26 protein-coding genes are annotated in these 25,316 nt (G+C 62.6%); 4 read left to right on the forward strand and 22 right to left on the reverse strand.

From position 1 onward, the window contains the following. Positions 1-217: 217 nt before the first annotated feature. From lon to nrdR, 9 genes are all read right to left on the reverse strand, one after another. Entirely contained in the window at positions 218-2,674 is a 2,457-nt protein-coding gene (lon, locus tag R5M92_RS07530) for an endopeptidase La (protein WP_346799066.1), read from the reverse strand. 80 nt (positions 2,675-2,754) lie between these two features. After that, positions 2,755-4,008, reverse strand: coding sequence for a DUF945 family protein (locus R5M92_RS07535; RefSeq protein WP_346799067.1), 1,254 nt, complete (start codon positions 4,006-4,008; stop codon positions 2,755-2,757). A 72-nt stretch (positions 4,009-4,080) separates the two neighbouring features. Continuing rightward, entirely contained in the window at positions 4,081-4,554 is a 474-nt protein-coding gene (locus R5M92_RS07540; RefSeq protein ID WP_346799069.1) for a phosphatidylglycerophosphatase A, read from the reverse strand. Next, a complete protein-coding gene (gene thiL, locus R5M92_RS07545) occupies positions 4,551-5,513 on the reverse strand; it encodes a thiamine-phosphate kinase (RefSeq protein ID WP_346799071.1) in 963 nt (320 codons plus the stop codon). The genes R5M92_RS07540 and thiL overlap by 4 nt, the downstream gene beginning before the upstream one ends. 23 nt (positions 5,514-5,536) lie before the next feature. Then, positions 5,537-6,040, reverse strand: coding sequence for a transcription antitermination factor NusB (nusB, locus tag R5M92_RS07550; protein ID WP_346799072.1), 504 nt, complete (start codon positions 6,038-6,040; stop codon positions 5,537-5,539). Next, complete coding sequence (gene ribE, locus R5M92_RS07555; RefSeq protein ID WP_346799074.1) at positions 6,037-6,525, reverse strand: 6,7-dimethyl-8-ribityllumazine synthase; 489 nt, start codon at positions 6,523-6,525, stop codon at positions 6,037-6,039. Before ribE ends, nusB begins: the two co-directional genes overlap by 4 nt. A 14-nt stretch (positions 6,526-6,539) precedes the next feature. Further along, positions 6,540-7,697: a bifunctional 3,4-dihydroxy-2-butanone-4-phosphate synthase/GTP cyclohydrolase II gene (ribBA, locus tag R5M92_RS07560; RefSeq protein ID WP_346799076.1), complete on the reverse strand. Its 1,158-nt coding sequence runs from the start codon at positions 7,695-7,697 to the stop codon at positions 6,540-6,542. A 44-nt stretch (positions 7,698-7,741) separates the two neighbouring features. Further along, positions 7,742-8,923 carry a bifunctional diaminohydroxyphosphoribosylaminopyrimidine deaminase/5-amino-6-(5-phosphoribosylamino)uracil reductase RibD gene (gene ribD, locus R5M92_RS07565; RefSeq protein ID WP_346799077.1) on the reverse strand — a complete coding sequence of 394 codons (1,182 nt, stop codon included), beginning with the start codon at positions 8,921-8,923 and terminating at the stop codon, positions 7,742-7,744. Next, on the reverse strand, positions 8,920-9,384 hold the full coding sequence (gene nrdR, locus R5M92_RS07570; RefSeq protein ID WP_346799299.1) for a transcriptional regulator NrdR: 465 nt from the start codon (positions 9,382-9,384) through the stop codon (positions 8,920-8,922). Before nrdR ends, ribD begins: the two co-directional genes overlap by 4 nt. Before the next feature lie 147 nt (positions 9,385-9,531). Between nrdR and R5M92_RS07575 the strand changes: the two genes are divergently transcribed. Together R5M92_RS07575 and dsbG are read left to right on the forward strand one after the other, a co-directional pair. Beyond that, positions 9,532-11,364: a sugar phosphorylase gene (locus tag R5M92_RS07575; protein WP_346799078.1), complete on the forward strand. Its 1,833-nt coding sequence runs from the start codon at positions 9,532-9,534 to the stop codon at positions 11,362-11,364. A gap of 70 nt (positions 11,365-11,434) precedes the next feature. Then, the gene (dsbG, locus tag R5M92_RS07580; protein WP_346799079.1) at positions 11,435-12,238 is read left to right on the forward strand and encodes a thiol:disulfide interchange protein DsbG; all 804 of its coding nucleotides are present in this window, start codon (positions 11,435-11,437) and stop codon (positions 12,236-12,238) included. 99 nt (positions 12,239-12,337) lie between these two features. Here the strand turns inward: dsbG and R5M92_RS07585 are convergent, their stop codons facing one another. From R5M92_RS07585 to R5M92_RS07645, 13 genes are all read right to left on the reverse strand, one after another. Further along, entirely contained in the window at positions 12,338-13,384 is a 1,047-nt protein-coding gene (locus tag R5M92_RS07585; protein WP_346799081.1) for a c-type cytochrome, read from the reverse strand. Positions 13,385-13,394: 10 nt separating this feature from the next. Continuing rightward, on the reverse strand, positions 13,395-14,051 hold the full coding sequence (locus tag R5M92_RS07590; RefSeq protein ID WP_346799082.1) for a c-type cytochrome: 657 nt from the start codon (positions 14,049-14,051) through the stop codon (positions 13,395-13,397). 32 nt (positions 14,052-14,083) lie between these two features. Then, positions 14,084-15,454, reverse strand: coding sequence for an ATP-binding protein (locus R5M92_RS07595; protein WP_346799083.1), 1,371 nt, complete (start codon positions 15,452-15,454; stop codon positions 14,084-14,086). Beyond that, positions 15,451-16,149, reverse strand: a complete 699-nt coding sequence (locus tag R5M92_RS07600; protein ID WP_346799085.1) for a response regulator transcription factor — start codon at positions 16,147-16,149, stop codon at positions 15,451-15,453. The genes R5M92_RS07595 and R5M92_RS07600 overlap by 4 nt, the downstream gene beginning before the upstream one ends. A 205-nt stretch (positions 16,150-16,354) precedes the next feature. Then, positions 16,355-16,777: a DUF6691 family protein gene (locus R5M92_RS07605; RefSeq protein WP_346799086.1), complete on the reverse strand. Its 423-nt coding sequence runs from the start codon at positions 16,775-16,777 to the stop codon at positions 16,355-16,357. Next, positions 16,774-17,235: a YeeE/YedE family protein gene (locus tag R5M92_RS07610; RefSeq protein WP_346799087.1), complete on the reverse strand. Its 462-nt coding sequence runs from the start codon at positions 17,233-17,235 to the stop codon at positions 16,774-16,776. Before R5M92_RS07610 ends, R5M92_RS07605 begins: the two co-directional genes overlap by 4 nt. A gap of 41 nt (positions 17,236-17,276) precedes the next feature. Then, complete coding sequence (locus R5M92_RS07615) at positions 17,277-17,471, reverse strand: DUF2892 domain-containing protein (RefSeq protein ID WP_346799089.1); 195 nt, start codon at positions 17,469-17,471, stop codon at positions 17,277-17,279. A gap of 20 nt (positions 17,472-17,491) precedes the next feature. After that, entirely contained in the window at positions 17,492-18,358 is an 867-nt protein-coding gene (locus tag R5M92_RS07620; protein ID WP_346799091.1) for an MBL fold metallo-hydrolase, read from the reverse strand. Positions 18,359-18,388: 30 nt separating this feature from the next. Next, positions 18,389-18,865, reverse strand: a complete 477-nt coding sequence (locus R5M92_RS07625) for a hypothetical protein (protein ID WP_346799093.1) — start codon at positions 18,863-18,865, stop codon at positions 18,389-18,391. 101 nt (positions 18,866-18,966) lie between these two features. Continuing rightward, complete coding sequence (locus R5M92_RS07630) at positions 18,967-19,578, reverse strand: rhodanese-like domain-containing protein (protein WP_346799095.1); 612 nt, start codon at positions 19,576-19,578, stop codon at positions 18,967-18,969. Positions 19,579-19,836: 258 nt separating this feature from the next. Then, positions 19,837-21,057 carry a glycosyl transferase gene (locus R5M92_RS07635; RefSeq protein ID WP_346799096.1) on the reverse strand — a complete coding sequence of 407 codons (1,221 nt, stop codon included), beginning with the start codon at positions 21,055-21,057 and terminating at the stop codon, positions 19,837-19,839. After that, positions 21,054-21,962, reverse strand: coding sequence for an HAD-IIB family hydrolase (locus R5M92_RS07640; RefSeq protein WP_346799098.1), 909 nt, complete (start codon positions 21,960-21,962; stop codon positions 21,054-21,056). Before R5M92_RS07640 ends, R5M92_RS07635 begins: the two co-directional genes overlap by 4 nt. Positions 21,963-22,295: 333 nt before the next feature. Continuing rightward, positions 22,296-23,480: an OmpA family protein gene (locus R5M92_RS07645; RefSeq protein WP_346799100.1), complete on the reverse strand. Its 1,185-nt coding sequence runs from the start codon at positions 23,478-23,480 to the stop codon at positions 22,296-22,298. A 424-nt stretch (positions 23,481-23,904) separates the two neighbouring features. Here R5M92_RS07645 and R5M92_RS07650 point away from each other — a divergent pair, with 424 nt between their 5' ends. Both R5M92_RS07650 and R5M92_RS07655 read left to right on the forward strand, forming a co-directional pair. Further along, positions 23,905-24,600, forward strand: coding sequence for a hypothetical protein (locus R5M92_RS07650; protein WP_346799301.1), 696 nt, complete (start codon positions 23,905-23,907; stop codon positions 24,598-24,600). A gap of 5 nt (positions 24,601-24,605) precedes the next feature. Next, positions 24,606-25,205 (forward strand): FlgO family outer membrane protein, encoded by a 600-nt coding sequence (locus R5M92_RS07655; protein WP_346799102.1) that lies wholly within the window; start codon positions 24,606-24,608, stop codon positions 25,203-25,205. The last annotated feature ends 111 nt before the right edge of the window (positions 25,206-25,316 follow it).

The following is a 25,316-nucleotide window of genomic DNA, read 5'->3' on the forward strand; positions in this document are numbered from 1 at the left end:
AGATGGTTTTTGATAACACTTAACCTGGATCTACAAAAAGTTGGAATAAGCGCACATTCAATGTAATACCGATCAATGACGTAGCCATTGCGCCACCAGGCAGAGGGTTACGCTGCGTACACAGTAATCACACATAAAAAAACCCCGCCCAGGTTGGACGGGGTGCCGTTCAGAATTGGCGGGTTTTTCATTGCAGGTGACGAAAGGGTACTTCCGCTCAGCCGAATACCACCTTGGCCACATCAGGGTAACGGTCGGCAAAATGCACCGTCATGTTCTCCTTGAGGTAGTCCGGCAATTCGTTATAGTCGCGCCGGTTGGCTTCCGGCAGGATCAGTTCGAATATTTCGCTGCGCCGCGCGGCAATCACCTTTTCGCGAATCCCGCCGACCGGGAGTACCTGACCGGTCAAGGTCAGCTCACCGGTCATCGCCAGGGGGCGGCCGACTGCCTGATGCTTGGCCAGGGATAGCAGCGCCGTGGTCATGGTCACGCCTGCCGAGGGACCGTCCTTGGGCGTGGCGCCTTCGGGCACATGTAGATGAACGAACGCCTTGTCGAAGAAGTCGACATCGGCGCCGAACTCCTCCAGGTGCCCGAGCGTGTAGCTGTAGGCGATATTGGCCGATTCCTGCATCACCTCGCCGAGCTTGCCGGTCAGCTTGAAGCCGCGATCCAGGGAATGAATCTTGCCCGCCTCGATAGGCAGCGTGGCACCGCCCATGGACGTCCATGCCAGGCCGGTCACCACGCCTTCGCCCTTGAGCACTTTCTCCTTGCGGAACAGCGGCGCGCCGAGAAACTCCTCGAGGTTCTTCACCGATATCTTGACGCTCTGCTGGCCGCTCTCCAGCAACTTGACCGCCGCCTTGCGCACGATCCGGTGCAGCTGCTTCTCGAGTTGACGTACCCCGGCTTCACGCGCGTAGCCTTCGATTACCTGCTTCAGCGCCGCGTCGGTCAGGTTGATGCGCTTCTTGGGAATCTTGTCGCGCTCAAGCAGTTTCGGCCACAGGTGATGCTTGGCGATCGCCACCTTCTCCTCGGCGATATAACCCGACAGGCGAATCTGCTCCATGCGATCGAGCAGCGGCCCGGGAATGGAGTCGAGGGTATTGGCGGTACACAGGAACAACACCTTGGACAGGTCCAGGCGCACATCCAGGTAGTGGTCGAGGAAATCGACGTTCTGTTCCGGGTCGAGCACTTCGAGCAGAGCCGAAGCGGGATCGCCCTGGAAGGATTGGCCGAGCTTGTCGATCTCGTCGAGCATGATGACCGGGTTCTCGACATTGACTTCCTTGAACGCCTGGACCAGCTTACCCGGCATCGCGCCGATATAAGTGCGCCGATGTCCCTTGATCTCCGCCTCGTCGCGCATGCCCCCCACGGAGAAGCGATAGAATTCGCGCCCCAGGGCTTCAGCGATGGAGCGGCCGATGGAGGTCTTGCCCACCCCCGGCGGGCCTACCAGCAACACGATGGAACCCCCAACATCGCCCTTGAAGGTTCCTTCGGCGAGAAATTCGACGATCCGCTCCTTCACGTCTCCCAGGCCGTCGTGATCACGGTCCAGCACCTGGCGGGCGTGCCCCAGGTCGAGGTGGTCGTCGCTGGTGATGCCCCACGGCATCGAAGTCAGCCAATCGAGATAGTTGCGCGTGGTGCCGTATTCCGGCGACCCGGTTTCCAGCACGCTGAGCTTGTCCAGCTCGTCGTCGATACGTTTTTGCACCCGCTCTGGCACCACCAGGTCCTTCAGCCGGCCGCGGAAGGTATCCACGTCATTTTCCCGGTCGCCCTTGGAGATGCCCAGTTCACGCTGGATGACCTTGAGCTGCTCGCGCAGGAAGAATTCGCGCTGACGCTCCTGCATCTGGGCGTTGACCTGCTCGCTGATTTCGCTCTGCAGCTGAGCGACATCGATCTCCTTGCGCAGCAAGGGCAGCACCTTCTGCATGCGCTCGGCCACCGGCAGGGTGGCCAGCACGTCCTGCAGCTCACGTCCCTTGGCCGAGGTAATGGCGGCGGCAAAATCGGTCAACGGCCCGGGTTGGTGCGGGCTGAAGCGATTCAGGTAATGCTTGAGCTCCTCGCCATACAACGGATTGATCGGCAGCAGCTCCTTGATACCGTTGATGATCGCCATGGCGTAGGCGCGGGTTTCCTCGTCCTCGGCGTCGACCGGCTCGCGCGGATACGTGACTTCCACCAGATAGGGCGGCTCCTTGGAGAGCCAGCGTGTGATCTTGAAGCGCTGCAGCCCCTGGGCGATGAACTGGATTTGCTGGTCTTCGTTCTTGAGCTTGTGCACCTTGACCGCGGTGCCCATCTCGGGGAAACCCTCGTGATCCAGCGACTCGACACCTTTCTCGCCCACGAATGCCACGCCGATGGTGTGATGGGGTGTATTGCCGACGCGCCGCATGGTCTCTTCCCAGCGCTCGCGATTGATTACCAGCGGCTGGACCTGTGCGGGAAAAAAGGGGCGATTGTGGATGGGTAGCAGGTAGATACGCTCGGGCAGCATATCGCTGGCGGGCACTACCGCATGGATGCGTTCGCCATCGGAGCGATAATCGCCCTTCTCGTTTTGCTCATTGCCCGGCGCTGAGTCGTCACCGTCGGATGCGTTGGGGTAGTCGTTATCGTGATCGTAATCCTGGTCGTTCATGCGCCCTCCATTGAACAGCGCCGCCGGTCTCGGTTACCGCACGGCCTTTGCCTCAAAAATGCGGGCACGAAAGGCGAACTTCAAGGCCAGAGGTCGGGCATGGGTCGGCCATTGATTCGCCATCGACCTTGAACGACATCGAATTCCAGCTCCTGGGTACTCAGGGGCAGGCCCAGCCACAGGGCCGCCATGGTGGGCGCGTCGTACCAGGTGAAATCCCCGTCGACGCGGCGCGTCCAGCGCTGTCGCTCGGCGGGATCATCGAGTTGCTGCAGGCTCAGCTCATCGAGCTCGCGGGCATCGAAGAACAGCGCGCCATCGGCGGTAATGTTGAAACCCAGCAGCGGACTCTGCAAGGCGATGGTATCGACGTCCAGGCGGGGCGAGTCGTTCAATACCTGCAACAGTTCGGGCTCCAGGCGACTCATCAGCCCATCGGCGGTGGGCATGGAGGGGTCGCCCCAGGAAGCCTCCTGACGCAGATGGCGAATCACTCGGCGAATGGCGTCGGCATTCAGGCGCGACAGCTCCATCGATACCGTGCCAGCCAACAAGGGAGTCTCGGGTGCTTCCCGCGGCAACATCACGCTGCCCAGCTCAAGCTCCCCGCGCAGGCGCAGCTCCCGCTCGTCGAGTTGCATATGGCTGCGCAGGTCCAGCGGCTCCACCCGTACGTGCAGGTCTGGGTGTTCCAGGGTCAGCGAATCGAGATGCAAGTGATCATGCTGATTGAAGTGGTAGGCGTCGTCGATATAGGTGTAACGGCTCTTTAGCTCCAGCGGCCCTAGGCTGAGGCGCGCATTGGCATCGGTCAGGGTGAGCCGCTCGAGCAACGCCCGCAGGCGCCAGTCGCCGAACGACCCTTCCAGGCGCAGCCGCGCGCCGCGCACATCGAGTTCGCGGCCGTTCTGCTGGATCACGAAAGGCGCCAGGGCCAGGCGCAATTCGCTGCGTCCACTCAGGGTATGGTAGCGGCCTTCCCAATGTGGCACGGAAGGCGCCGACACCTCGCCCACCGCCTGCTGCAATGCCGAATCCAGGCGTGGCAACAGCGTACCTTCCACATCGGTGCTGAGAATGCCGTGACGGGCGTTATAGGTGAGCACCAGCCGCCAGGGACGGCCGAGCAAGGGAGAAAGGATTATCCGGCCGCTGGAACGCAGCCATCCTTGATGGCTTTCCGTGCGAGTGACTCGCCACTCGCCGCGGGCTTCCAGGTCTTCCAGTGCCTGGCGCAAGCCACGCTCGAAGAGCAGCGCCGAACATAGCTGAGCGACCATCCATATCACCGCTATCGTCACCAAAACGGGGACGATCAAACGTTCCTTGCGCATCCCACCTCCCTGCATGCCTCGATAGCGGCGGGCCAATGCTGCCGAACGTCTACGGGCATGTATGGCTAAATTTCAATGCAGCCAGAACCACAGATGCATGGTACTCCAGGCATATATCCCGGCCATGACATCATCGATCATGATGCCGAATCCTCCCGCGACACGCCGGTCCGCCCAGCGAATCGGCCAGGGCTTGAAGACGTCGAAAATGCGAAAGACCACAAATCCCCAGAGCGCAGCCTCCCAGGAGAACGGCACCGCCGCCATGGTAATCCAGTAGCCGACGAATTCATCCCACACGATACCCGAATGGTCGTGAACCCCCAGATCGTGCGAGGTCTTGTCACACAGCCAGACACCGATGACAAACGCGACAAAAGTCAGACTCAGATACCAGCCTAGTGGTAAATCCGTCATTACCCAATAAAAGGGTATCGCCGCCAGGGTACCGAAGGTTCCCGGCGCCCAGGGAACGGCGCCGCTACCCAGGCCGAAAGCGAAGAAATGCGTCGGACGCCGCCAAACGCTGGATGGAGCTCGGTTCATGGCGTCTCTCCGGAAAAATGCTGCCAGCCGTCCTGAAGATTATCAGGTACCCCGGCCACCCCCGGCGCTTCGCGGCAATAGCCGATCACGCTCAGCGATTGTCCCAGGGCGGCCAGGCGCTGGCGAGCCTGCTCCAGGTTGGCACGAGGTAGGGTGACCAACAGTTCGTAATCGTCGCCACCGCACAGCGCAGCCTGTTCGGCGCCACGCAGCCCCAGCTCGGCTTCCAGGCCAGCGGCCAGCGGTATGGCATCGGGAGTCAACACCGCTCCTACCCCGGAAGCCTTGCGTATATGGCCCAGGTCGGCCAGCAGGCCATCGGAGATATCGATAGCGGAGGTCGCCAGCTCGCGCAGTGCCTCGCCCGCCTGCAAGCGGGGCTCGGGGAGCAGGTAACGCTTGAGCAGCGGGTGTGAAAGATCGCGCTCGCCACGCTGCCACAGAGCCAGCCCGCCGGCTCCTCCTCCCAGGCTACCCGTCACCGCGATCAGGTCATCAGCACCGGCGCCGTGGCGCGTCAAGGCCTGGCGCTCGGGCACCTCCCCCATGACGGTGACAGCGATGGTCAACGGCCCGGCAGTGATATCGCCGCCGGCAAGCACCGTGTCGGTCGTGGCGCACAACGCCAGAAAGCCTTCGGCGTATGCCGCCACCCAAGACTCGAAATCATCCTCGCTCCCGGCCATGGTCAAGGCCATGAAACACCAGCGCGACCTGGCCCCCATGGCGGCCAGGTCGCTGAGCGCCACCGCCAGGGCACGGTGACCAATGGCACGAGCCGGCGCCTGGGCGGGGAAATGGACGTTCTGCACCGAGGTATCCACACTGACCGCCAACTGGTGGCCGGGGGTTGGGACGAGCAAGGCGGCGTCATCGCCCACGCCCAGTCCCACGCCCGCTTGAACAACGGGGGCGGCCGGGGTGAAAAAGCGACGGATCAGATCGAATTCAGCCAGCACGGAGAAGCCCCAGGCAACGCCGCTTAACGCCGGCGAGCACTGACCTCGGCGCTGCGCAGGCGGCTGGCCAATTTGTCGAGGATGCCGTTGACATACTTGTGTCCATCCGTGGCGCCGAAAGACTTCGCCAGTTCGACCCCCTCATTGATCACGGCGCGGTACGGTACTTCCATGCGCCGGGAAAGCTCGTAGGCACCCAGGCGCAGGATCGCCAGCTCCACTCCGTCCAGATCCATCAGGCGGCGGTCCAGCAGCGGCGCGATGGCGGCATCAAGCTCCGCCTTGTAGCGAACCGTATTGTGCAGAAGTTCATGAAACAACGCCTGGTCGGCGATCTCCATCACCTTGACCCAGTTCTCGTGCTCCTCCATGTCGTCGTCGGGCAGCTGGCTGCGGAACTCCGCCTCGACCGCCGTGATCGACTTGCCCGTCATCTGCCACTGGTAAAGCCCTTGTACCGCCAGCTCCCGTGAGGCGCGGCGCGCCTGCTGGGCGGCGGAGGGCTTGCGTTCGCGACGCTCGCTCATTGCGCGTCTCCCGGGACGATGGCGCGTAGCAGCGAGACCATTTCCATGGCCGCCATGGCCGCTTCGGTACCCTTGTTGCCGGCCTTGGTGCCGGAACGCTCGATCGCCTGCTCGATGGACTCCACCGTCAGCACGCCGTTGGCGATAGGCGTCTCGAACTCGAGCTGAAGGTTGTTCATCGCCGCGTTGCATCCGCCGGCGACATATTCGAAATGCGGTGTACCGCCGCGAATCACCGCACCGAGTGCGATCACCGCGTCCGGCTGGATCACATTCAGCACACGCTTGACTGCCAGCGGGATTTCCCAGGCGCCGGGCACATGGACGATATCGATATGCTCGGAATCCACGCCATGGCGCACCAGGCTATCCACGGCGCCTTCCACCAGGCTATCGACCACATGATGGTTAAAGCGGCCGACCACGATCACGTAGCGACCATCGACATCCACAAAACTGCCTTCGACTTGCGAGAGGGGTTGCATCAATAGATTCCTGCTTAAGATTTTGTGTCGAGAGCCGTATCGTTCGGCCCCAGACGCTCCACCACTTCCAGATCGAAGCCGGAAAGTGCCGAGAATTTCCACGGCGAACTCAACAGCCGCATCTTGCCTACCCCAAGGTAGCGCAGAATCTGCGACCCGGTGCCGATGGTCAAGTAGTTGCCGGCGCCATCGGAGTCGCTGGTGCGGGGTACCGGCACCCGGTCGAGGAACACGTCCAGCTGACTCTTGAGGTCCTGGTGCGGACGGCCATCGTCGAGCAGCACGAATACGCCGCTTTGCGCCTGGGCGATCTCCGCCAGGGCCTGGGCGGCATTCCAGCTGTGCTGACCGCTCTTGAGCAGGCCCAGCATATCGCGCAGGGCGTCGGCCAGGTGAACGCGCACCGTAGTCGGCTCGGCGGCTTGTGGGTTGCCTTTCACCAGCGCCAGGTGATGCGCGCCCTGAATACGATCGCGGAAGACGTGCAGGGTCAGCTCGCCATAGGCGGTAGCGACCGGCGTGGCTTCCAGGTGATCGATGGTCTGCTCGTTGACGATGCGATAGTGAATCAGATCGGCGATGGTGCCCATCTTGATCCCGTGTTCTTCGGCGAAGGTCTCGAGCTCGGGCCGGCGGGCCATGCTGCCGTCGTCGTTCATGATCTCGCAGATCACACCGCTGGGATCGTACCCGGCCAGTGCCGACAGGTCGCACGCGGCCTCGGTGTGCCCGGCCCGACGCAATACACCGCCGGGCTCCGCCATCAACGGAAAGATATGCCCTGGCTGGACGATATCGCGGGGGCCGGCGCCGGGCGCCACTGCCGCCTGTACGGTACGCGCCCTGTCGGCTGCCGAAATGCCCGTGGTGACGCCTTGGGTGGCCTCGATGGAAAGCGTGAACTTGGTGCCGAAACCGGAGCCGTTGTCACGCACCATCAGCGGCAGGTTCAACTGCTCGCAGCGCTCGCGGGTCATCGGCAGGCAGATCAACCCCCGGGCGAAGCGCGCCATGAAGTTGATGTGCTCGGCCTGGACTTTCTCCGCGGCCATGATGAGGTCACCTTCATTCTCGCGATCCTCATCATCCATGAGAATCACCATTTTGCCCTGGCGGATGTCTTCGATCAGGTCAGCGATGGGGGCCAGGCCCCCGGAGGAGGATTGCACCATGGAATCTCCAAAAAAAGTCGGTCGCATGCTTGCGATTTCGCGCGTCAGGGTACCTTGCTCGGGCTTGCGGCGCTAGTCGGCTCGGGTGTGGCGATGATGCGCCAGTCGCGGCCCACCGCACGCATGTCATGAATTGCCAGACGGCGCTGATCGGCCATGCGCGCCAGCCCCGGCAAGGCGAACAGGGGGCGGGCCTCGCCTCCCAGCAGGGTCGGCGCCACGAACAGCTGCATCTCGTCCACCAGCTCGGCATCCAGCATGGCCCCGGCCAGCGTGGCGCCGGTTTCCAGCAGCAATTCGTTGATCTCGGCGTTCTCCGCCAACCAGCGCAACAGCAGCGGCAGGCTGACGCGACCGTCCTCCCCCGCCGGCAGCGACAGTATCTCGGCTCCGGCCGCTTCCAGGCGACGGCGTCTTGCCGGGTCATGCTCGGGCACGGTGACTACCAGCGTGCGTCCCGGCTCGCTCAGGCAAGCCGCCGCCAGCGGCAGCCGCAGGCGGGTATCGACGATCACGCGCAGCGGCTGGTGCCGACAAATCTGCTCGGCGTTGTCCAGCTTGAGCTGATCCGCTCGCAGGGTCAGGCGCGAGTCGTCCATGATCACCGACTCCACCCCACTGAGAATGGCGTTGGAGCGTGCCCGTAGCCGCTGCACCTGGGTGCGCGCTTCGGGGCCGGTGATCCACTGGGACTCGCCGGAGAGCATGGCAGTGCGGCCATCCAGGCTCATGGCCATTTTCAAGCGCACGAAGGGTCGGCCACGCCGCATGCGGGATATGAAACCGGGATTCAGGGCTTCCGCTTCGCTCTGCAGCAGCCCCACCTCGACCGCGATGCCCGCCTGTTCCAGCAGCGCGATACCGCGTCCCGCCACCTGAGGATTGGGGTCGACCATCGCCACCACCACTCTGGCGACCCCGGCGTCGATCAGGGCCGCAGCGCACGGTCCGGTACGCCCGTGGTGCGAACACGGCTCCAGGGTTACATAAGCGGTGGCGCCATGGGCTCTGCTGCCCGCGGCCTTGATGGCATGAACTTCCGCATGGGGCTCGCCGGCGCGTTCGTGGAAGCCTTCTCCCACCACCTCGTCTTCTTCGCCGGAGGCGCCCTCGCGCACCAGCACACAGCCCACGCGCGGGTTGGGGTGGGTGGTATAGAGCCCACGACGCGCCAATTGCAGGGCGCGCGCCATGTGACGAGGATCGGCGGCCCGACGACTCGTCATTGCGGGTCCGGCTCCTGGGACAGCCGGTCGATTTCCGCACGGAATTCATCGATATCCTGGAACTTGCGGTACACCGAAGCGAAGCGGATATAGGCGACCTGGTCGAGCTGCTTGAGCGACTGCATCACTGCCTCGCCGATGTCGCGGGCGTTCACTTCGCGCTCGCCACGGGCACGCAGGGCTTGACGAATACGCTCCACGGCGGCTTCCATGGCTTCAGCGCTGACCGGTCGCTTTTCCAGCGCCCGCAACATGCCGGCGCGCAGCTTGGTTTCGTCGAAGGTTTCCCGCGAGCCGTCGGCCTTCACCACCCGCGGCATGACCAGTTCGGCGGTTTCGTAGGTAGTAAAGCGTTCGGCGCAGCTGGCGCACTGACGTCGCCGGCGCACCTGGTCACCATCCGCGACCAGGCGAGAGTCCGTCACTCGGGTGTCGTTGTCACCACAGAAAGGGCAATGCATGAGGATCGCAACCTGTTGGTCAATGGGCTCGAAGAACCCCGAATAGCGTTTCATGTCTTGTGTATCGATGAAACCATTGTAACGATTTGGCACACAAGCTGCAGCGTCTGTCTACATTCCCTCCATGTCTTTACCAGGAAGGCTATCATGAACGAGACCCAGCCACCGCCTCCCGATACGGCAACCAGTACGGTTTCGCGCACCGCAACGTTCGATGCCTCGGCCCGCCCCTTGCTGCAACATCTCTATGGCCGGCGCAGCGAGGAAGTCTTGCGGCGGTTGCATCGACACATCGATCACTTTCTGGCGGTTACCGGGCGCGATAGCACCGCCTGCGTTCCCATTGCACCACTATGGAGCGAAAAGGACCAGTGGCTGATCAGTTATGGTGACAGCGTTCTGGACGAGGACAGGCCGCCCCTGGAAGTATTGCAGGACTTCCTCCAGCGCCAGCTGGGGAATCGTTTCAGCGGTGTACACGTGCTGCCGTTCTTTCCCTGGAGCAGCGATGACGGTTTTTCGGTCATTCATTATCGCGAGGTCAACCCTGCACTGGGCGACTGGAGCCATATACGCCGCCTGGCGCAGGACTACGATGTCATGGTGGATCTGGTGCTCAATCATGTCTCTCGGGAATCGCTATGGTTCGTCGACTATCTCAGCGGCAGCCTGCCGGGACGCGACTATTTCATCGAAATCGACCCCGATACCGACGTCTCCCAAGTCGTGCGACCGCGCAGTAGCTCGCTGATGGCGCCGGTCTCGACCCGGCGTGGCACTCGCCACCTGTGGGCGACCTTTTCGGAAGACCAGATTGACCTCAATTTCGCCAACCCCGACGTGCTGCTCGAGTTCGTCGGCATTCTGCTCTTCTACCTGGAGCAGGGCGCCAGCATCATCCGCCTGGACGCCATCGCCTTTCTGTGGAAGCGCCTGGGCACCTCCTGTATCCATCTTCCCGAGACCCATAGCGTGGTGCGCCTGCTGCGGGCGCTGGTCGACCATGTGGCGCCGGGTACGCTGCTGGTCACCGAGACCAACGTGCCTCACCGGGAAAACATGAGCTATTTCGGGCTCGACCGGCTCGGCAGCGACGACCTGCACCCAGTCACGGAACATCCCGACGAAGCCCACCTCATCTATCAGTTCACCTTGCCGCCACTGTTGCTGCATACCTTGACTCGCGGTGAAGCCGCCACGCTTCAGGGTTGGCTGCACAGCTTGCCCACCCTGCCGCCGACCTGTACCTATCTCAACTTCACCGCCAGCCACGACGGCATCGGCGTTCGTCCGCTGGAAGGTTTGCTACCCGACCACGAGCGCGACGCCCTGCTGGAACTGATGCACCGCTTCGGTGGTTTCGTCAGCATGCGCGCCAACGCCGACGGCAGCGACACCCCTTACGAGCTGAACATCACCTGGTTCGAGGCAATGAAGGGAACGCGGCGCGGCCCGGACCCCTGGCAAGTGGCGCGGTTTCTGTGTAGCCAGGCGATCATGCTCAGCCTGCAGGGCATCCCGGCGCTCTACCTGCATACCTTGACCGCCACGCTCAACGATCATGAAGGCGTGGAGCGCAGCGGCCGCCTGCGCTCGATCAACCGCCGCCGCTGGAACCTGGAGGAGCTTGAAACCCTGCTGGACAGCCCCGCCACTCCCACCCATGAAGTCTTCGCCACCCTGGGCAAGCTTCTCGAACGGCGCCGCGTGGAGCCCTGCTTCCATCCCGGTGCCGCGCAACGAATCATCGCCACGCCGCCCGAACTGCTGGCCCTGGAGCGTGGCCCTCTGGAGAGCGGTCGACGTTTGCTGGCGCTGTACAATGTCACCGACCAGCCGGTGCCGTTGAACGAGGGCGGTGAAACCCTGGGCAAGCTGTTGAACCAGTTCGAATGGCGCTCGCTGGCGCCTGAAGGGTTGAGCCCCGGTATCGAAACCCTGCCTCCCTACGCCGCGATCTGGTGGGTAGCGGAACATTGAGCCGGGCACATTAATGCGCCGCTAACCTGGCTATGCCAAGCTGGGCGATGTTTCCATGATGAGGTTCAGCATGCCGATACGTATTTCCCGCCCCGCACCGGGGCGCCGCTTTTATCTTGTCGGACTGGCTCTGGCGGGCGTCGTGACGAGCCATTCACTGTGGGCCGAAGAGGCGCTTCCGCCCCCGGTTCAGGCCATCGCCAATCAGGGAGTGGAAATCCATGGCAGTTTCGCCGCACCCAGCGGGATGCGCGGTTTCGGTGCCAGCATCCAGGGCCGAGAAATGGCGATCTACCTGACCCCGGATGGCGAGCACGCCATTGTCGGCACCTTGATGGATAGCGAGGGCACCGACCTGACCGAACCGCAACTGGACCAGCACGTTCGCGCCCCGCTCGAGACCCAGACCTGGCAGGCCCTGGAGGAGAGCCACTGGATTCAGGACGGCGAGCCCGACGCGCCCCGCGTCATCTATACCTTTACCGATGCCAACTGCCCCTATTGCCAGCAGTTCTGGGATCAGAGCCGCCCTTGGGTCGAAGCAGGTGAAGTGCAGCTGCGCCATATCATGGTAGGGATTCTTCAGGCGGATAGCCCCGGCAAGGCCGCTGCCCTGCTGGGAGCCGACGATCCGTCTAGCGCCCTATACGCGCACAGCGAAGACGGCGAGAAGATCCAGGCCAGCGCACAGCCCCGCGAGATCGAGGAGCAGGCCTACACCAACAACCAGCTGTTCGAGGAACTCGGCCTCTACGCCACGCCGACCAGCGCCTTCCAGCGCGAAGACGAGAGCGGCACCATACGCATCGACCGGGTACAGGGCGTGCCCGACCAGGAGCGCCTGGAAGAGATGATGGGCGGCGCTCTCAAGTAGTCACGTAAGGCCCGGCACCATTACCCGCTTCAGGGTGGAGGCCGGCCACCCTCCATCGCGCCCTCAAGCGCCGCTCACCAACGTCCAGCTGCCAAGAACCTACTCGCTCAGCTCTTCAAAACGCGACACGCCGACATTCCACGGCTTGAGGAAATCCTTTTCGCCGGTATTGGCGTGATCGGCAAGGCGATGATTGTCGTGCTCTCGCACCTCGCCATAGCGTGAATGGCGATGGAACGTGGGGCCGAACAATTCCAGCGTCTCGTCCACGTCTCCGGTATAACGCGGGTCCTGCGGGCGTTCCTGACTCACCATGTAGTAGGCGATATCCCAGGCCTGCTGGTCGGATAGCGAGTTGGGCTGCCCCAGCGGCATGTTGTTCTGGATGAACCCGGCTGCGGTATGGGTGCGTGCGATCCCCGCCCCCCAGTTATTGGAGCCGTCTCCCCACAATGCCGGGAATACATAGTCGCCATCTTCGTAGTGACCGGAACCATCTTCCCCGTGGCAGATCGCGCAGTTCTCCCGATAGGCCGCTTCACCCCGGGTGTAGTCGGGTTCGAGTTCCGGTTCGGGCGGCGCGGGGAAGCCACGTCCATAGATCGGCTGACCGGGGTACATCGGTACGCCGGTAGCCAGCCACTGATGGTAGGCGGAGAGCGCCAGCATGTCGTCGCTGCCATACTCCGGCGGCGTACCGTTCATGGAGTAGGCGAAGCAGCCGGCGATACGTTCTTCGAGGTTGTTGACGTGCTGGTTCTTGCCACGAAAGTCCGGCAGGGTCACCGCCGCCGGCCAGATCGGCGCACTGAAGGGCTGGCGACCTTCGCCCAGGTGACAACTGGAGCAGTTCATGTCGTTGAAGACGTTTTTGCCGCGCAATTGCTGGGTATTGGTGAACAGGTCGTAACCGCGGCGGATCACGCGCTTCAGTTGCGGATGGATATCCGCTTCTTCCAGGTCATCCATGGTCGGCGGAACGTGTACCAGCTCGCCTTCCTGGGGCGCGGGATAACCCAGTTCCACCAGCCCTTGATAAGGCATCTCTTGCGTTTCGCTGGTGGTCTCGGCGGCATAAGCGGCAACACCCAGGCCGGTGGCAAGGGAGGCGCCCAAGAGCGTCAGTGCAGTATGGTAGCGTTTCATGGGGTCACCCTCACTTCTCGGCCGGGGTCTGGTTGGCAAGCCAGGCGGAAACCGCCTGGATATCCTCGTCGCTCATGCGCGTGGCGATCGCGCCCATCAGGTTCTGTGGGTCGTTGTCGCGCTCGCCCTCTTTCCAGGCATTGAGCTGCGCGGCGATGTAACCGGCATGCTGTCCGGCGATACCGGGGAAGGTTTCGCCCACCCCAGTGCTACCGGGACCGTGGCAGCTCTTGCACGAGACGATATAGTCATCCCAGTCACCACGCTCGGCCAATTGCTCGCCACGTGCCAGAAGCGCGTCGTCGGCCTGCTCTCCGCCATGCCCGGCCGTGGGAGGCATGGCGCTGTAGTACGCGGCCACATCGTCAATCTGCTGGTCGTCGATCATGTTGGCGAACGGCTGCATGGTGGCGTTACGACGCTCGCCTGACTTGAAGTCGTGCAACTGCTTGGCTAGATAGACGGCATCCAGTCCCGCCAGGCGCGGCCACGATTCACCTTGAGGGTTGTTCATTCCGCTACCGTCGGCCTGATGGCACGCGGTACAGACGGCTGCCACCGCCTCACCCCGTTCGGCATCGCCCGGCTGGGCGGCCGATGCCGCCCCATGGACGAGCCCGGTGGCCAGAAGCAGGCCCAGGCCCACGGCGTTTCTGTTATTGTGCATCGCGCTCTCCCTTCACTCGTCAATTTCATTCGTTATAGGTTATTGCCGGGTCGCCCCGGTAGTGCTGCATCATCGTCTGTGCCGGGCGGAACAATGACCGCCGGCAAGAGCAACCGTGCCTGGAGCCCGCCTCCCGCGGGGCTGGAGAATTTCACAGTGGCGCCGAAGCGCTCGGCTATCGCCGCGACGATCGCCAGGCCGAGCCCGCTACCCTGTTGCTTGCCCGAGCGCCAGAAGCGCTGTGTCAATTGCACCAGCGTGGCATCGTCCAGCTTCGGCCCCTGGTTTTGCACACGAAACTCGATGGCCTTGTTTTCCACCCAGCGCGCGTCGAGCGTTACCGGGCCGCCTGGAGCACCATGGCGCAAGGCATTGTCTAGCAGGTTACGCAGCGCCGTGACCGCCAGCGCCTGGGGCATGGCGAGCGTGGCCTGGGGCCACGCGGCAGGAAGCTGGATGCGCGCAGGATCGCGGCACTCAGCATCGGCGATGGCCAGTTCGGCTACTTCCTCGACGCCGCACGACGTACCGTCATCGAACTCCACCCGCCCCTCCACCCTCGCCAGGGTGAGCAGTTGCTCCAACGTCCGGGTCAGGCGTTCGACCCCCTCCTCGGCGTGAGCCAGCGCCTCGCGTGCCGGCTCCTCCCCCACCCGACGCGCGACTTGCAGATGGGTCTTGATCGCGGTCAAGGGTGTGCGCAGCTCATGCGCGGCGTTATTAGTGAAGCGCTGCTCGCGCACGATCGCCTGCTGCACCCGAACGAGCAGCGCATTGAGCGTCTCGATCAAGGGGCGAATCTCTTGGGGTACGCCGTAGGTCGACACCGGGGCCAAGGCATCCGGATGGTGCCGGGCAAGCGACTCACGCAGCCGGGTCAGCGGCGCCAGGCCTCGCACCACGCCCAGCCACAACGCGGCCAGACTGCCAATCAACGCTACCACGAAGGGTACGACCGCCACCTTGATCACCTCCGCCAGCAGCATGTCGCGCTCATCCATGCGGTCCGCCGTGGTGATCGTCAAGCCACCCCGTTCGTAGGTGAACACCCGCCAGGTCATGTCGCCCTCGCGGCGATAGGCGTGGCCGCGCTCGCCCGGTGTCAGGATGTTCTCCATATCAGTATGAGTACGCGCCATGATCTCGCCACGCGGTGAATGCACCTGGCACGCCAGCCCCTCGATGGGCGGAATCGATAGCGCCCGCTGGTCGGCGCTCTCCCACACCTCCGGCGGTAGCTGTAGCATCAGCCCCGCCACCATGCGGGCCGACTGCGCCAACCGCTGGTCCAGGGTCTCGACGAACTTCTCCTCCAGGTCGCGCATCAGCCAGGCAGCGGCCAGCCCCCACAGCAGGGCCAGGGTGATCCCGAGAGTCAGCAATAACCGCGTCCGCAAGCTCATTGGCGCCCTCGCGGCGCGCCCGGCAACTGAACCGCTTCGGGCTGGCCCAACCGATAGCCCAGCCCACGCACGGTCTCGATCACGCCACTGCCCAGCTTGCGCCGCAGATGGTGGAGATGGACGTTCAAGGCATTGCTTTCGACCTCGTCGTTCATGCCGTACAGGCTGTCCTTGAGCTGGTCGCTGGTCAGCACGCTGCGGGGTGCCTGGAGAAAGGTTTCCAGCAGCACCAGCTCACGTCGCGACAGGGTCACCGGGCGACCACCCACCGTCACCTCCCGGCTGGCCGGGTCCAGGCGCAAGGCGCCATGCTCGATCACCGCTCGCGAACGACCGGCGGCACGCCGCAGCAGGGCATGCAGGCGCGCCACCAGTTCATCGAGATCGAACGGCTTGACCAGATAGTCGTCCGCCCCGCCGCGCAAGCCATCCACCCGGTCGTGTACCGCATCGCGGGCCGTCAGGATCAGTACCGGGGTGGCAATTCCCGCATCACGCCACTCCTCCAGCAGATCCAGCCCATCACCGTCTGGCAGTCCACGATCGAGTATCACCACGTCGCTGGCCACGCCCAGAATGGCCTGGCGGGCGGCGGCCTGAGTGGTAACGTGATCCACGACGAAATCGTAGGTCTTCAGCCCGGCGCGAATCCCCGCTGCCACCAAGGCGTCGTCTTCGATCAGCAGTACATGCATGAAAGTGTCCTTGTTGATGGGTGAGAGCATGCCAAGGCAGCATTAACACAGCGTTAACCCGAGGGAGAGCAAGACGACCCGAGCCACGGCAAATGGTCGAACAGTGGCGCAACGAGAACACCCTTGACGCCAAGCGCCAAGGGTGAAAAACGGTAGTGAAATGCGAGAGCGGAAAGGCGCCGTCACACAGCTCCAGCGTCAGGCGCTACCCCGCGTAACGCCGGGCGACGAACCACCCCGCCACCATGGCAATCAGCATGGCCGCCAAGGGCGGTGTCATCCCTCCCACGGACGCGATGGCCGGGCCGGGACAGTAGCCGGAAAGCCCCCACCCGATGCCGAACAGTGCCGCGCCTCCCAGCAACTTGGCGTCAAGGTCGCGGCGCGTGGGTAGCTGGAATGCTTCGTCAAACAGCGGACGCGTTCGCCTGAATACAAGACGATAACCAATGAAGGTGGTGACCACCGCACCGCCCAGCACGAACATCAAGGTAGGGTCCCAGGCGCCGGCGATATCCAGAAACCCCACCACCCGTGCAGGATCGGTCATGCCGGCAAGCGCCAGGCCCAGGCCGAACAGCAACCCGGCGATATAGCCCATGACGGTTCGCATTGCAGCGGCATTCATACTCCTATCTCCCATATGTGGCGCACAACGAAGACCGTGACAATTGCGCTCACCAGGAACACGCCGGTGGCCGCCATCGAGCGTTTCGACAGCCGCGCCAGGCCACAAACGCCATGGCCGCTGGTGCAGCCGCTTCCCAGCCCGGTGCCCAGGCCCACCAGCAAGCCCGCCACCAGCATCAGCGAGACACCCCCGAGCGGTTCGCCCACGACCGCTCCCGGTCGCCCCTCGACATTGCCCAAGCCGCCACCGAATGCCATCAGCAACAGCGGCCCGCTGATCAGGCCCAGCACGAAGGTGGCGCGCCAGGCGCTGTCCCCTGGGGGCCGACGGGTCACCAGGTTTCCCACGATGCCGCTGATACCGGCAATTCGCCCCATGGTTGCCATCAGCCAGACGGCGGACAGGCCGATGAAGATTCCGCCCACCAAGCCTTGCAGACTCGCACTCCAATCCACGTAATGTTCTCCCGTTACCTGTTAACTGCCGGCTCGCCCACTTACGAATGACGGCGCTTGCAGGTATCGACCCCCAGCAGCGAGTAGAGCGGACAGGTGCCCAGCAGCCCCGTCGCCAGCGGCACGATACCAATCCAGCCCCATATCCCGATGGTGCCGGTCAGTGCCAGCACGATAAGCGCCAGGCCGATCACGATACGGGCGATCTTGTCGATACTGCCTACATTGTGTTTCATGGTTTTCTCCTTCGAGCGCTTCAGAAAAGATTGAGGGGGACCTTGAGATAGACCTGGCCGTTCTCTTCGGCCGGTGGCATATGCCCGGCTCGCATGTTGACCTGAACCGAGGGCAGGATCAGCTTCGGCATGCCCAGGGTGGCGTCGCGCTCGGTACGCATGCTGACGAACTCGTCCTCGCTCACGCCCTCCCGCACATGCACGTTATGGGATCGCTGTTCGCCCACCGTGGTCTCGTTCTGATACGTATCGCGCCCCGGTGCCTTGTAGTCATGGCAAAGGAACAGCCGCGTGGCATCGGGCAGGGCAAGAACTTTCTGAATCGAGCGAAACAGGGTGCGGGCATCGCCCCCGGGAAAGTCGCAGCGGGCGGTGCCGTAGTCGGGCATGAACAGCGTATCGCCGACGAACGCGGCGTCGCCGATGACATAGGTCAGGCACGCCGGCGTGTGCCCCGGGGTATGCAGGACATAACCTTCAAGTCCACCGATGGTGAAGGTATCGCCTTCCTCGAAAAGCCGATCGAACTGGCTGCCGTCCCGAGCGAATTCGCTCCCCGCGTTGAATGCCTTGCCGAAGATATCCTGCACCTCCAGGATGCGAGCGCCTATCCCCGTCCTGCCGCCCAGGGCCTCGTGCAGGTAAGGTGCAGCGGAGAGGTGATCCGCATGCACGTGGGTCTCCAGTATCCACTCCACCTCGAGCTCACGATCCTGAATGAACCGAATGATATCGTTGGCGGAACGTACGTCGGTACGCCCGGCGGCATAGTCGAAGTCCAGCACCGAATCGAGAATCGCACACGCCCGGCCGGCGGGGTCCTGCACCACGTAGCTGAACGTATTGGTCGGTTCATCGAAGAAAGGGGTGACCAGCGGCGTTGCCATATAGCCTCCATTCGACAGAATGTGGGGTTATCAGAAGGTATAGACCGGAATCTTCGGGTCGCGCATCATTTCCGCCATGGGCCCCGGCATGGCGACGCCGACACCTTCCCGCAGGTCGTCCTGTTCATATTCGGAGTTGGGCAGGTAAATGGCGCAGACATCCACCTTCGCGCCATCATTCATCATGGTTGCCAACAGCCCCTCGGGCTTGATGTCGCGAGGGGCGACCGTCCGTTCGCTGGCATAGCCCTCCACCGCCAGATCCCCCGCGCCATCACACAACAAGAGGTGCAGGTCGCTCCCCTGCTCCTGCATTGCACGGGAAAGAATCATCGCCATGCTCTGGGTTTCAAGGGAGTCACTGGTGACGATAACCAGGGCACGCTCTCGCGATGCCTCGCTGCCGTCATCGGCAAAAGCCACGGGTGCAATGCTCAAGGCTGCCGTGCACAGCACTCCCGCAAACACGGAATTGAAGCGGCAGGTATTATTGAATGGTAAGGACATGTGATCTCCAGTGGGCTAGAAAGCCTTCAGAAACAAGTTATCGGGAACCAGGGGTGTCGGAAGACATCCTCAACCAACCGAGGCTGAGTGAAGCTCGGATATCAGGGTCGATCATTCCCTTGCCAGGCAACGTCTGGATCGATTTCATAGCTCCAGGGCAAGCCGGAGTTACGCCAGCCGTTCCTTGCCCTCACCCCGGCGGAATTTCCCTCTTCGAGCTTGCCCCCCTCGAATCCGTCGCTGACGGAATACACCTGGGTATACCCCATGTCCGCGATCACGTCCGCCGCCGGGGCACTGCGTGTGGCACCGGAGCGGCACATGACGATCAAGGGAGTCGCGTCGCTCGCGCCATGCATGTCGAGCTGCGCCTCGATCTGACGGGCAAAGTCTTCATTAGCCGCCATCGCCCAGGTTCGCGCCTGTTCATCGAACTTGTCGCGGTCGGCAAGCATCCACGGCACATGGATATCGGTAGGTTCGGCAAAGCCTGTGAACTTGATCTCGATGGGATCGCGTACATCGATCAACAGGGCATCGTCCTGTTCTTGCAATAGGTCATAGGCTTCGCTGGCCGTCAGGTAAAGACCCAACTGGGTCTCGCGGTAAGCGGCGGTTTCGTCAGCCATGCCCGGCGAAGCCAACGCCGCCCACGCCATGCCCCCCAGCAAAAGAGGGGATAACGCACGGCGTGAAAAAAGGAGGTTTTTCATAACCATTTCCTCTAAGCAAATAACCTATTTGATTTCTAGAGAGTAGTCCTTTTTACGTTCCGTTACCTGAGACAAGTTGTCGCAATACCAAGGTCGATCCCGAGCTACGGCTGGCTTCCCATGCCATATTTGATGACGGTACTGACTCTTACTTATCCCTATAAAAAAACTGACCACGCCACCCATGACTATTGGGTGACGTGGCCGGTTTATACGTTAGTTCAAGTAGTTGTTTTTCTAAACCTTTATAGCAGAGGGCTACACCTCTCCCCGGTTATCGAGTTCGACGGCCTCGTGCATGCGCGTGAGAATATCGGGAACGGCCGCCTGAACGCGGTCCCAGCTGGGAATGAAGGGCCGCTCGCGTGGGTTGTCGAGAAACAGGTTGCCCGCTTCCAGCAGGTTGCCGGCGAACAGCTCCACCGCCTGCTCCTCACTGTGGCGATCGAGGCTCAGGCCGTTCATGGTGGCGTCGTGGTCGTAGGCTTCGATCAAGTCCAGCGCCAGGCGGTAGTAGGTCGCTTTCAGGGTGCGGAAATCCTCGCTGCTGAAGCTCACCCCCTGGGTGGCAAGCTTGCGATAGAGCGCCTTGGAAATATCCAGACTCATGCGGTTCAGGCCGCTGCCGGGGTCATCCTGGCTCACCGGTTGATGCTTGTGATCGTAGGTATCGGCGATATCCACCTGGCATATCTGCCGGTGGGAATAGTTGCGCTGCAGCTCGGAAAGCACACCGATCTCCAGCCCCCAATCCGCCGGGATGCGAATCCCCTCCAGAACATCGCTGCGCATGGCGAACTCGCCGGAAAGCGGATAGCGGAAGCTGTCGAGATAGTCCAGGTACGGCAGCGGCCCGCAGACGATTTTCAGCGCCCGCAGCAGCGGCGTGACCAGCAGGCGCGCCACCCTGCCGTTGAACTTGCCCTCGGCAATTCGCGGGTAGTAGCCCTTGCAGAAGCGGTAACTGAAGCGCGGATGGGCGATCGGGTACAACAGGCGCGCCAGCATGCCCCGCTCGTAGGTCAGGATATCGCAGTCGTGCAGGCCCACCACCGACGTGCGCCCGGACGCCAGCACGTAGCCGGAGCAGTACCAGACGTTGCGTCCCTTGCCCGGTTCCAGCGCCCCCAGGCCGTGGCTATCCAGCTCTTCATCGAGCTCGCGCAGGCGCGGGCCGTCGTTCCACAGGATACGGGTATGCTGCGGCAAGCGGGAAAAGAACTCCCGTGCATGGAGAAACTGCTCCCGGTCGGCCCGGTCCAGGCCCACCACGATCTCGCTCAGGTAGGGCACCTTGGTCAGCTCATCGATGATCCCGGAAAGCGCCGGGCCTTCCAGTTCGGAAAACAGCGAAGGCAGAATCAAGCCCATGGGCCGTCGCCGGGAGAACTTGACCAGGTCCGCCTCGAGCGCTTCCACCGGACGCCGCGTCAAGTTATGAAAATCGGTAATGACACCGTTCTGATGAAAATCGCTCATGCCGTCTCCCTCGTTTCCGCCGTAAGCCGGCGGTCACTTTGCCCCCACCAGTAGGCCACTCCTTCAGCCCACCCTAACGGCCCGCGCTGGCGTGTGCGATACAGCCCCTGAGCGCTGGGCTCCACGTCCAACTGGTGGCAGCCCCGGATCACTACCGCCTGGTCGACCGCCTCCAGCATGGGAATATCGTTGGGACCGTCGCCGAGCCCGATGGAAAGCGGGTGCTTGCCGCGCAAGGCGCTGAAACGACCGATCAGCCACTCCGTGGCATTGCCCTTGTCGGTGGCGACACCGATGACGTGCCAGAACCGTCCACCTCGGGTCAGGCGCAGGCCGTCTCCTTCCAGGCTGTGCCGAAAACGTGCCAAAGCCTCGTCGCTGTCCTGCCAGATCAGCGGCTCGCTGCCTTCACGCAAGCAGGCCAGCCGCGCTCCCTCGTCGTCGAGCCCCGTCAATTCCTTGACCTCGTCCAGCGAAAGCTCATCCATGCGGGTAAACGCCACGCCGAGGCGTTGGCGCCAGACATCGAGTCGGGCATGAATGAAACCGATATCCACCCCGGTATGCTTGATGACCATACCGTCGCGTCCCGACCCGGGGCGGTCCAGGCGAGCATGACACCACGACGGTGGCAGCCCGATCACCGCACCGTTTTCAGCGATGAAGGGAGTCGCGGTGAGACCCAGCGCCTCGCGTAGCGGCAGCATTTCCGCGCGGGTCTTGCTGGTCACCGGGATCACCGGCACCCCCCACTCCTTGAGCCTCGCCAGCCATGGCTTGGCCGGCGAGAAGTCATAGCTATCGTGATCGAGCAAGGAACCGTCCAGGTCGGTCAGTACCAACCGAGGGCGAAGCGCCAGATCAGCCGGAGGAGCCGGCGCGGTGTGTGAAGTTCTTTTGTGCATGGCGTCACCTTAATGGCCGATTTCTCGATACACGTCCCGTTGCGTATTCATCTCTTGTTCTCGAATACTCTTACCTTGTTCTCGAATACTCTACCTTGCTCTCGAATATTCTTTCTTGTTCCCAGGAGCTACTGGTTACGCGCGCTTTGCTACAGTAGTGAACATGTAGCAGTTAACATGCCAGGTGGGAAGAAACCCGAATAGAAACATCGATCCTGGCGACATCACGTTTCGTAGGAAAAGACGACGGTCGATCCTGGTCAGGATGGAATAAAAAAACGCACCGATATGGTGCGTCATTAAGGAGTGAGCAAGACGCTCGGCCTAACTTGCCTACTCCACTTCAATGACGACTTCTACGCGGCGGTTGCGCGCACGCCCTTCCGCCGTGTCGTTGTCCGCCAGGGGGCGGGTATCGGCCAGGCCCACTGCTCGCAGGCGCTCGCTGTCCACTCCCGCGTCTACCAGGGCATGGACGATAGCGATGGCCCGTGCGCTGGAGAGCGCCCAGTTGGAAGGAAATTCCTCGGTGTTGATCGAGCGGCTGTCGGAGTGGCCCTCGACCGCCACTTCTCCTTCGTAACGCTGGATGGTCTCCACCAGGCTGGATACCAGCTCGCGACCGTCATCGGTCAGCTCACCTTGGGCCGAGGGAAACAGCAAGCGATCCTGCACGCGCAGCTTGATGCCCTCCTCCACCCGCGAGACTTCCACTCCCTCGAGATCCGGCAGGTAAGGGGACTCTTCCACGCGTTGAGACAACACCGGTGCCAAGGCCAGGGCGCCCGCCACCGCTTCGGGGTCCACTTCCTCGACATTGAGCGGTGCGCGGTCGGTCAGAACCACCATGAAATCCGCCAGCGGCGATGCCAGGTCGGTGTTATCCTCCAGCATCATGCGGGGTAGCGGTCTCGGTGCGGATACTTCTTCGGCAAGTTCAGGGCGCTCCGGGGGCAGAGCCACGAGAATGGGCTCATCACTCTCGGGAGCGGTGGCTTGTCTCAGGAAGGCCAGCGACTCGGGAACCGCGACCAACTCGCCAAAGGCGACCGGATACGTCAGCAGCGGCGATTCTTCCGGGGCCTGGGGCGAAGGAGGCGGCGCCGCTTCGGCAGTGACAGGCAGCGATGCCGGTTGCGCCAACAAAGGTGGCACCCAGGTGCGGCGCGGTGGCAGACCCGCCACGCCCAGCGCGGCGCTTACCGCCAACGGCGCGATCTGCCGGGAACCGGCCGGCGGCAACTCGAATCCCAGCCGCCCTCGGCGTGCCTGGCCCAGGGACTCGGGCAACGGCACTTCCAGCACCGGCTCCGGAACAAAGACGAATTCAGGCTCCGGCTCACGATTGAAAAGCGAAACATTCGCCGGGCCCGCAGCGGTGATAATGATCACGAAAAGCGCCACCAGCAGCGTCATGATGTCGATATAACTGATCATCCAGGCGTTGCCGCTTTCCTCCTCGGGATAAGCCGACAGCAGTGAATCGTGACGAGATACCCCGCGATGGTCTTCAAGCATGCAAGAATTCGCTCAACAAAACTAACCTCGTAAAATCGTCCCGGCAGCGGAACGGTGCATCAGCGGAAAACCCATGGGGAGCGCCACGAAACCCCGCGCTATCTTACTGGCTCAGTGGCGCCATTGACCACCCGGACGCTGACACCAGCGTCAAAGGAATGTTCAAGTTTCCTCCGGCGTGGCCGATTGTTTCAGAGCATGGCAGACTACGCTGCAATCGTCTTTTACTGATACGCATGCACTTGTGTCTGCATTTACGACCTATACATCGGCACTTACGCCGTCCTGATGCGAGAAGGAATCCCCGGTGCCCAAGTTACGCGCTTCCCTTTATTCATCCGTCTGTTTCCGCCCGTTCTCCTTCTCGGGCCTCGCCAAGGCGTCGCGGACTACCAACTTTCGCCCACTGGTGCGCAGTCTGACGTTGGGGCTCGCCAGTCTGGTCCTGAGCGGCTGCTTCTACGCCAACACTTCTCAAGCGCCGATTGCCGTCACCTATCCCTATACCGAGCAGCAACGCATGCAGGCCGCCCATCACTGGGATGTACTGGCGCGCCACGAAGCCAACGGTATCCTGCGCAACGAGCGTGTACGGTTTCTCAACCTGTATTTCCCCGATGGCAGCGAAGAGATCAACGGTTATACCTACCGCGGTAGCGGCGGAGAGTTTAAGCGCGGGTTCCGTTCCCTGCTAACCAGCGAGCTGGTCTCACGCGGTGCCGTGCTGACCACCCAGCCCCGGGTCAACGGTGCGCAAATCCATGTCGATGTGGAAGTGGTGGAACACCGCGATCGTGGTTTCATTCGTCCGCCGGTGGGTGCCTTTACCGCCTTGGCCGGGGGTGTCGCCGTCGCCACGCTGCCCATCAACAACTGGACCGAACCCGCTCTCGGGCTGATCCCCGCCGCCATGGTGGCCGATGGCATCAGCGGCAGCTGGACCAATACCGGTAACGAGGAGATCATCGTCACCACCCAGATCGTCGATGACGAGCGCATTCTCTACTCCTCCTCCAACATCTACTACACCAATAGCGGCGATCGTCGTCACTATGCGCCGGAGCGCGTCAATTCGCGGCCTGCCCCGACTCCCACCGTTTCCGTCACCGACTCCTGGTAATGTTCATGTTTCTAGGTCATCACGCTTGCTTTTCTCGGCGGTTCCCCGCATTTCGACGTGGGCTTCGCCTGCTTGCCGGCGCTCTGGTCGTGCTCAGCCTCACCGGCTGCGAGGCGATTGGCAACCGCAACAACAACGTCAACCAGGTAGAACCACAACCCGACCTGCCGGAACTGGTCCAGGCGGCCGCCGAACGCATGATCGCCAATAACCCGGATATCACTCGCCACAGCCCGATGATCGCCGCCACCTTCGTCAGCATCGATAACCTGACCCGCTCCTCGACACTGGGGCGCATCAGCTCGGAACTCATGGCCTCGGCGCTCGCCAATCACGGCATGCAGGTACGGGAAGTGAAGATGCGCGACAGCATGTTCATCGAGGAAGAGGTCGGCGAGCTTATTCTGTCCCGCCAGGTGCAGCGCTTGAGCGCCCAGCACGGCGCCCGTTCAATCCTCATGGGCACCTACGCCGAAGGGCAGGATTACGTCTACATCAGCACCCGCGTGGTGCGCTCGGGGGACGCCATGGTCCTCGGCACCGCCGAGTTCAAGCTACCGCTGAACAACAACACCCGCAGCCTGCTCGGCGGCGGAGGCTGGTAGCACCCATCGCCCGCTAAAGCGGCCTCCCACCCTGACTCGAGCCTGGAAGCCAAATGCCGGGTGTGGAGGCCGGCTCCGCCTGGCAAGGGGTCATCGGTGGCCTATGGCTTG

Origin of the sequence: Halomonas sp. Bachu 37 (genome assembly GCF_039691755.1) — a bacterium.
Classification (GTDB): domain Bacteria; phylum Pseudomonadota; class Gammaproteobacteria; order Pseudomonadales; family Halomonadaceae; genus Vreelandella; species Vreelandella kashgarensis.

Coding starts and splice junctions, on each gene's coding strand:
- R5M92_RS07635 (WP_346799096.1), bottom strand. CDS start 21,057: ATGAGCGATTTTCATCAGAACGGTGTCATTACCGATTTTCATAACTTG.
- R5M92_RS07540 (WP_346799069.1), bottom strand. CDS start 4,554: ATGAACCGAGCTCCATCCAGCGTTTGGCGGCGTCCGACGCATTTCTTC.
- R5M92_RS07645 (WP_346799100.1), bottom strand. CDS start 23,480: ATGCTTGAAGACCATCGCGGGGTATCTCGTCACGATTCACTGCTGTCG.
- R5M92_RS07590 (WP_346799082.1), bottom strand. CDS start 14,051: ATGCACAATAACAGAAACGCCGTGGGCCTGGGCCTGCTTCTGGCCACC.
- R5M92_RS07640 (WP_346799098.1), bottom strand. CDS start 21,962: ATGCACAAAAGAACTTCACACACCGCGCCGGCTCCTCCGGCTGATCTG.
- R5M92_RS07600 (WP_346799085.1), bottom strand. CDS start 16,149: ATGCATGTACTGCTGATCGAAGACGACGCCTTGGTGGCAGCGGGGATT.
- lon (WP_346799066.1), bottom strand. CDS start 2,674: ATGAACGACCAGGATTACGATCACGATAACGACTACCCCAACGCATCC.
- R5M92_RS07655 (WP_346799102.1), top strand. CDS start 24,606: ATGTTTCTAGGTCATCACGCTTGCTTTTCTCGGCGGTTCCCCGCATTT.
- ribBA (WP_346799076.1), bottom strand. CDS start 7,697: ATGGTGCAATCCTCCTCCGGGGGCCTGGCCCCCATCGCTGACCTGATC.
- R5M92_RS07605 (WP_346799086.1), bottom strand. CDS start 16,777: ATGAATGCCGCTGCAATGCGAACCGTCATGGGCTATATCGCCGGGTTG.
- R5M92_RS07630 (WP_346799095.1), bottom strand. CDS start 19,578: ATGAAAAACCTCCTTTTTTCACGCCGTGCGTTATCCCCTCTTTTGCTG.
- ribE (WP_346799074.1), bottom strand. CDS start 6,525: ATGCAACCCCTCTCGCAAGTCGAAGGCAGTTTTGTGGATGTCGATGGT.
- R5M92_RS07620 (WP_346799091.1), bottom strand. CDS start 18,358: ATGGCAACGCCGCTGGTCACCCCTTTCTTCGATGAACCGACCAATACG.
- dsbG (WP_346799079.1), top strand. CDS start 11,435: ATGCCGATACGTATTTCCCGCCCCGCACCGGGGCGCCGCTTTTATCTT.
- R5M92_RS07585 (WP_346799081.1), bottom strand. CDS start 13,384: ATGAAACGCTACCATACTGCACTGACGCTCTTGGGCGCCTCCCTTGCC.
- R5M92_RS07625 (WP_346799093.1), bottom strand. CDS start 18,865: ATGTCCTTACCATTCAATAATACCTGCCGCTTCAATTCCGTGTTTGCG.
- nusB (WP_346799072.1), bottom strand. CDS start 6,040: ATGAGCGAGCGTCGCGAACGCAAGCCCTCCGCCGCCCAGCAGGCGCGC.
- R5M92_RS07575 (WP_346799078.1), top strand. CDS start 9,532: ATGAACGAGACCCAGCCACCGCCTCCCGATACGGCAACCAGTACGGTT.
- R5M92_RS07595 (WP_346799083.1), bottom strand. CDS start 15,454: ATGAGCTTGCGGACGCGGTTATTGCTGACTCTCGGGATCACCCTGGCC.
- ribD (WP_346799077.1), bottom strand. CDS start 8,923: ATGACGAGTCGTCGGGCCGCCGATCCTCGTCACATGGCGCGCGCCCTG.
- nrdR (WP_346799299.1), bottom strand. CDS start 9,384: ATGCATTGCCCTTTCTGTGGTGACAACGACACCCGAGTGACGGACTCT.
- R5M92_RS07535 (WP_346799067.1), bottom strand. CDS start 4,008: ATGCGCAAGGAACGTTTGATCGTCCCCGTTTTGGTGACGATAGCGGTG.
- R5M92_RS07615 (WP_346799089.1), bottom strand. CDS start 17,471: ATGAAACACAATGTAGGCAGTATCGACAAGATCGCCCGTATCGTGATC.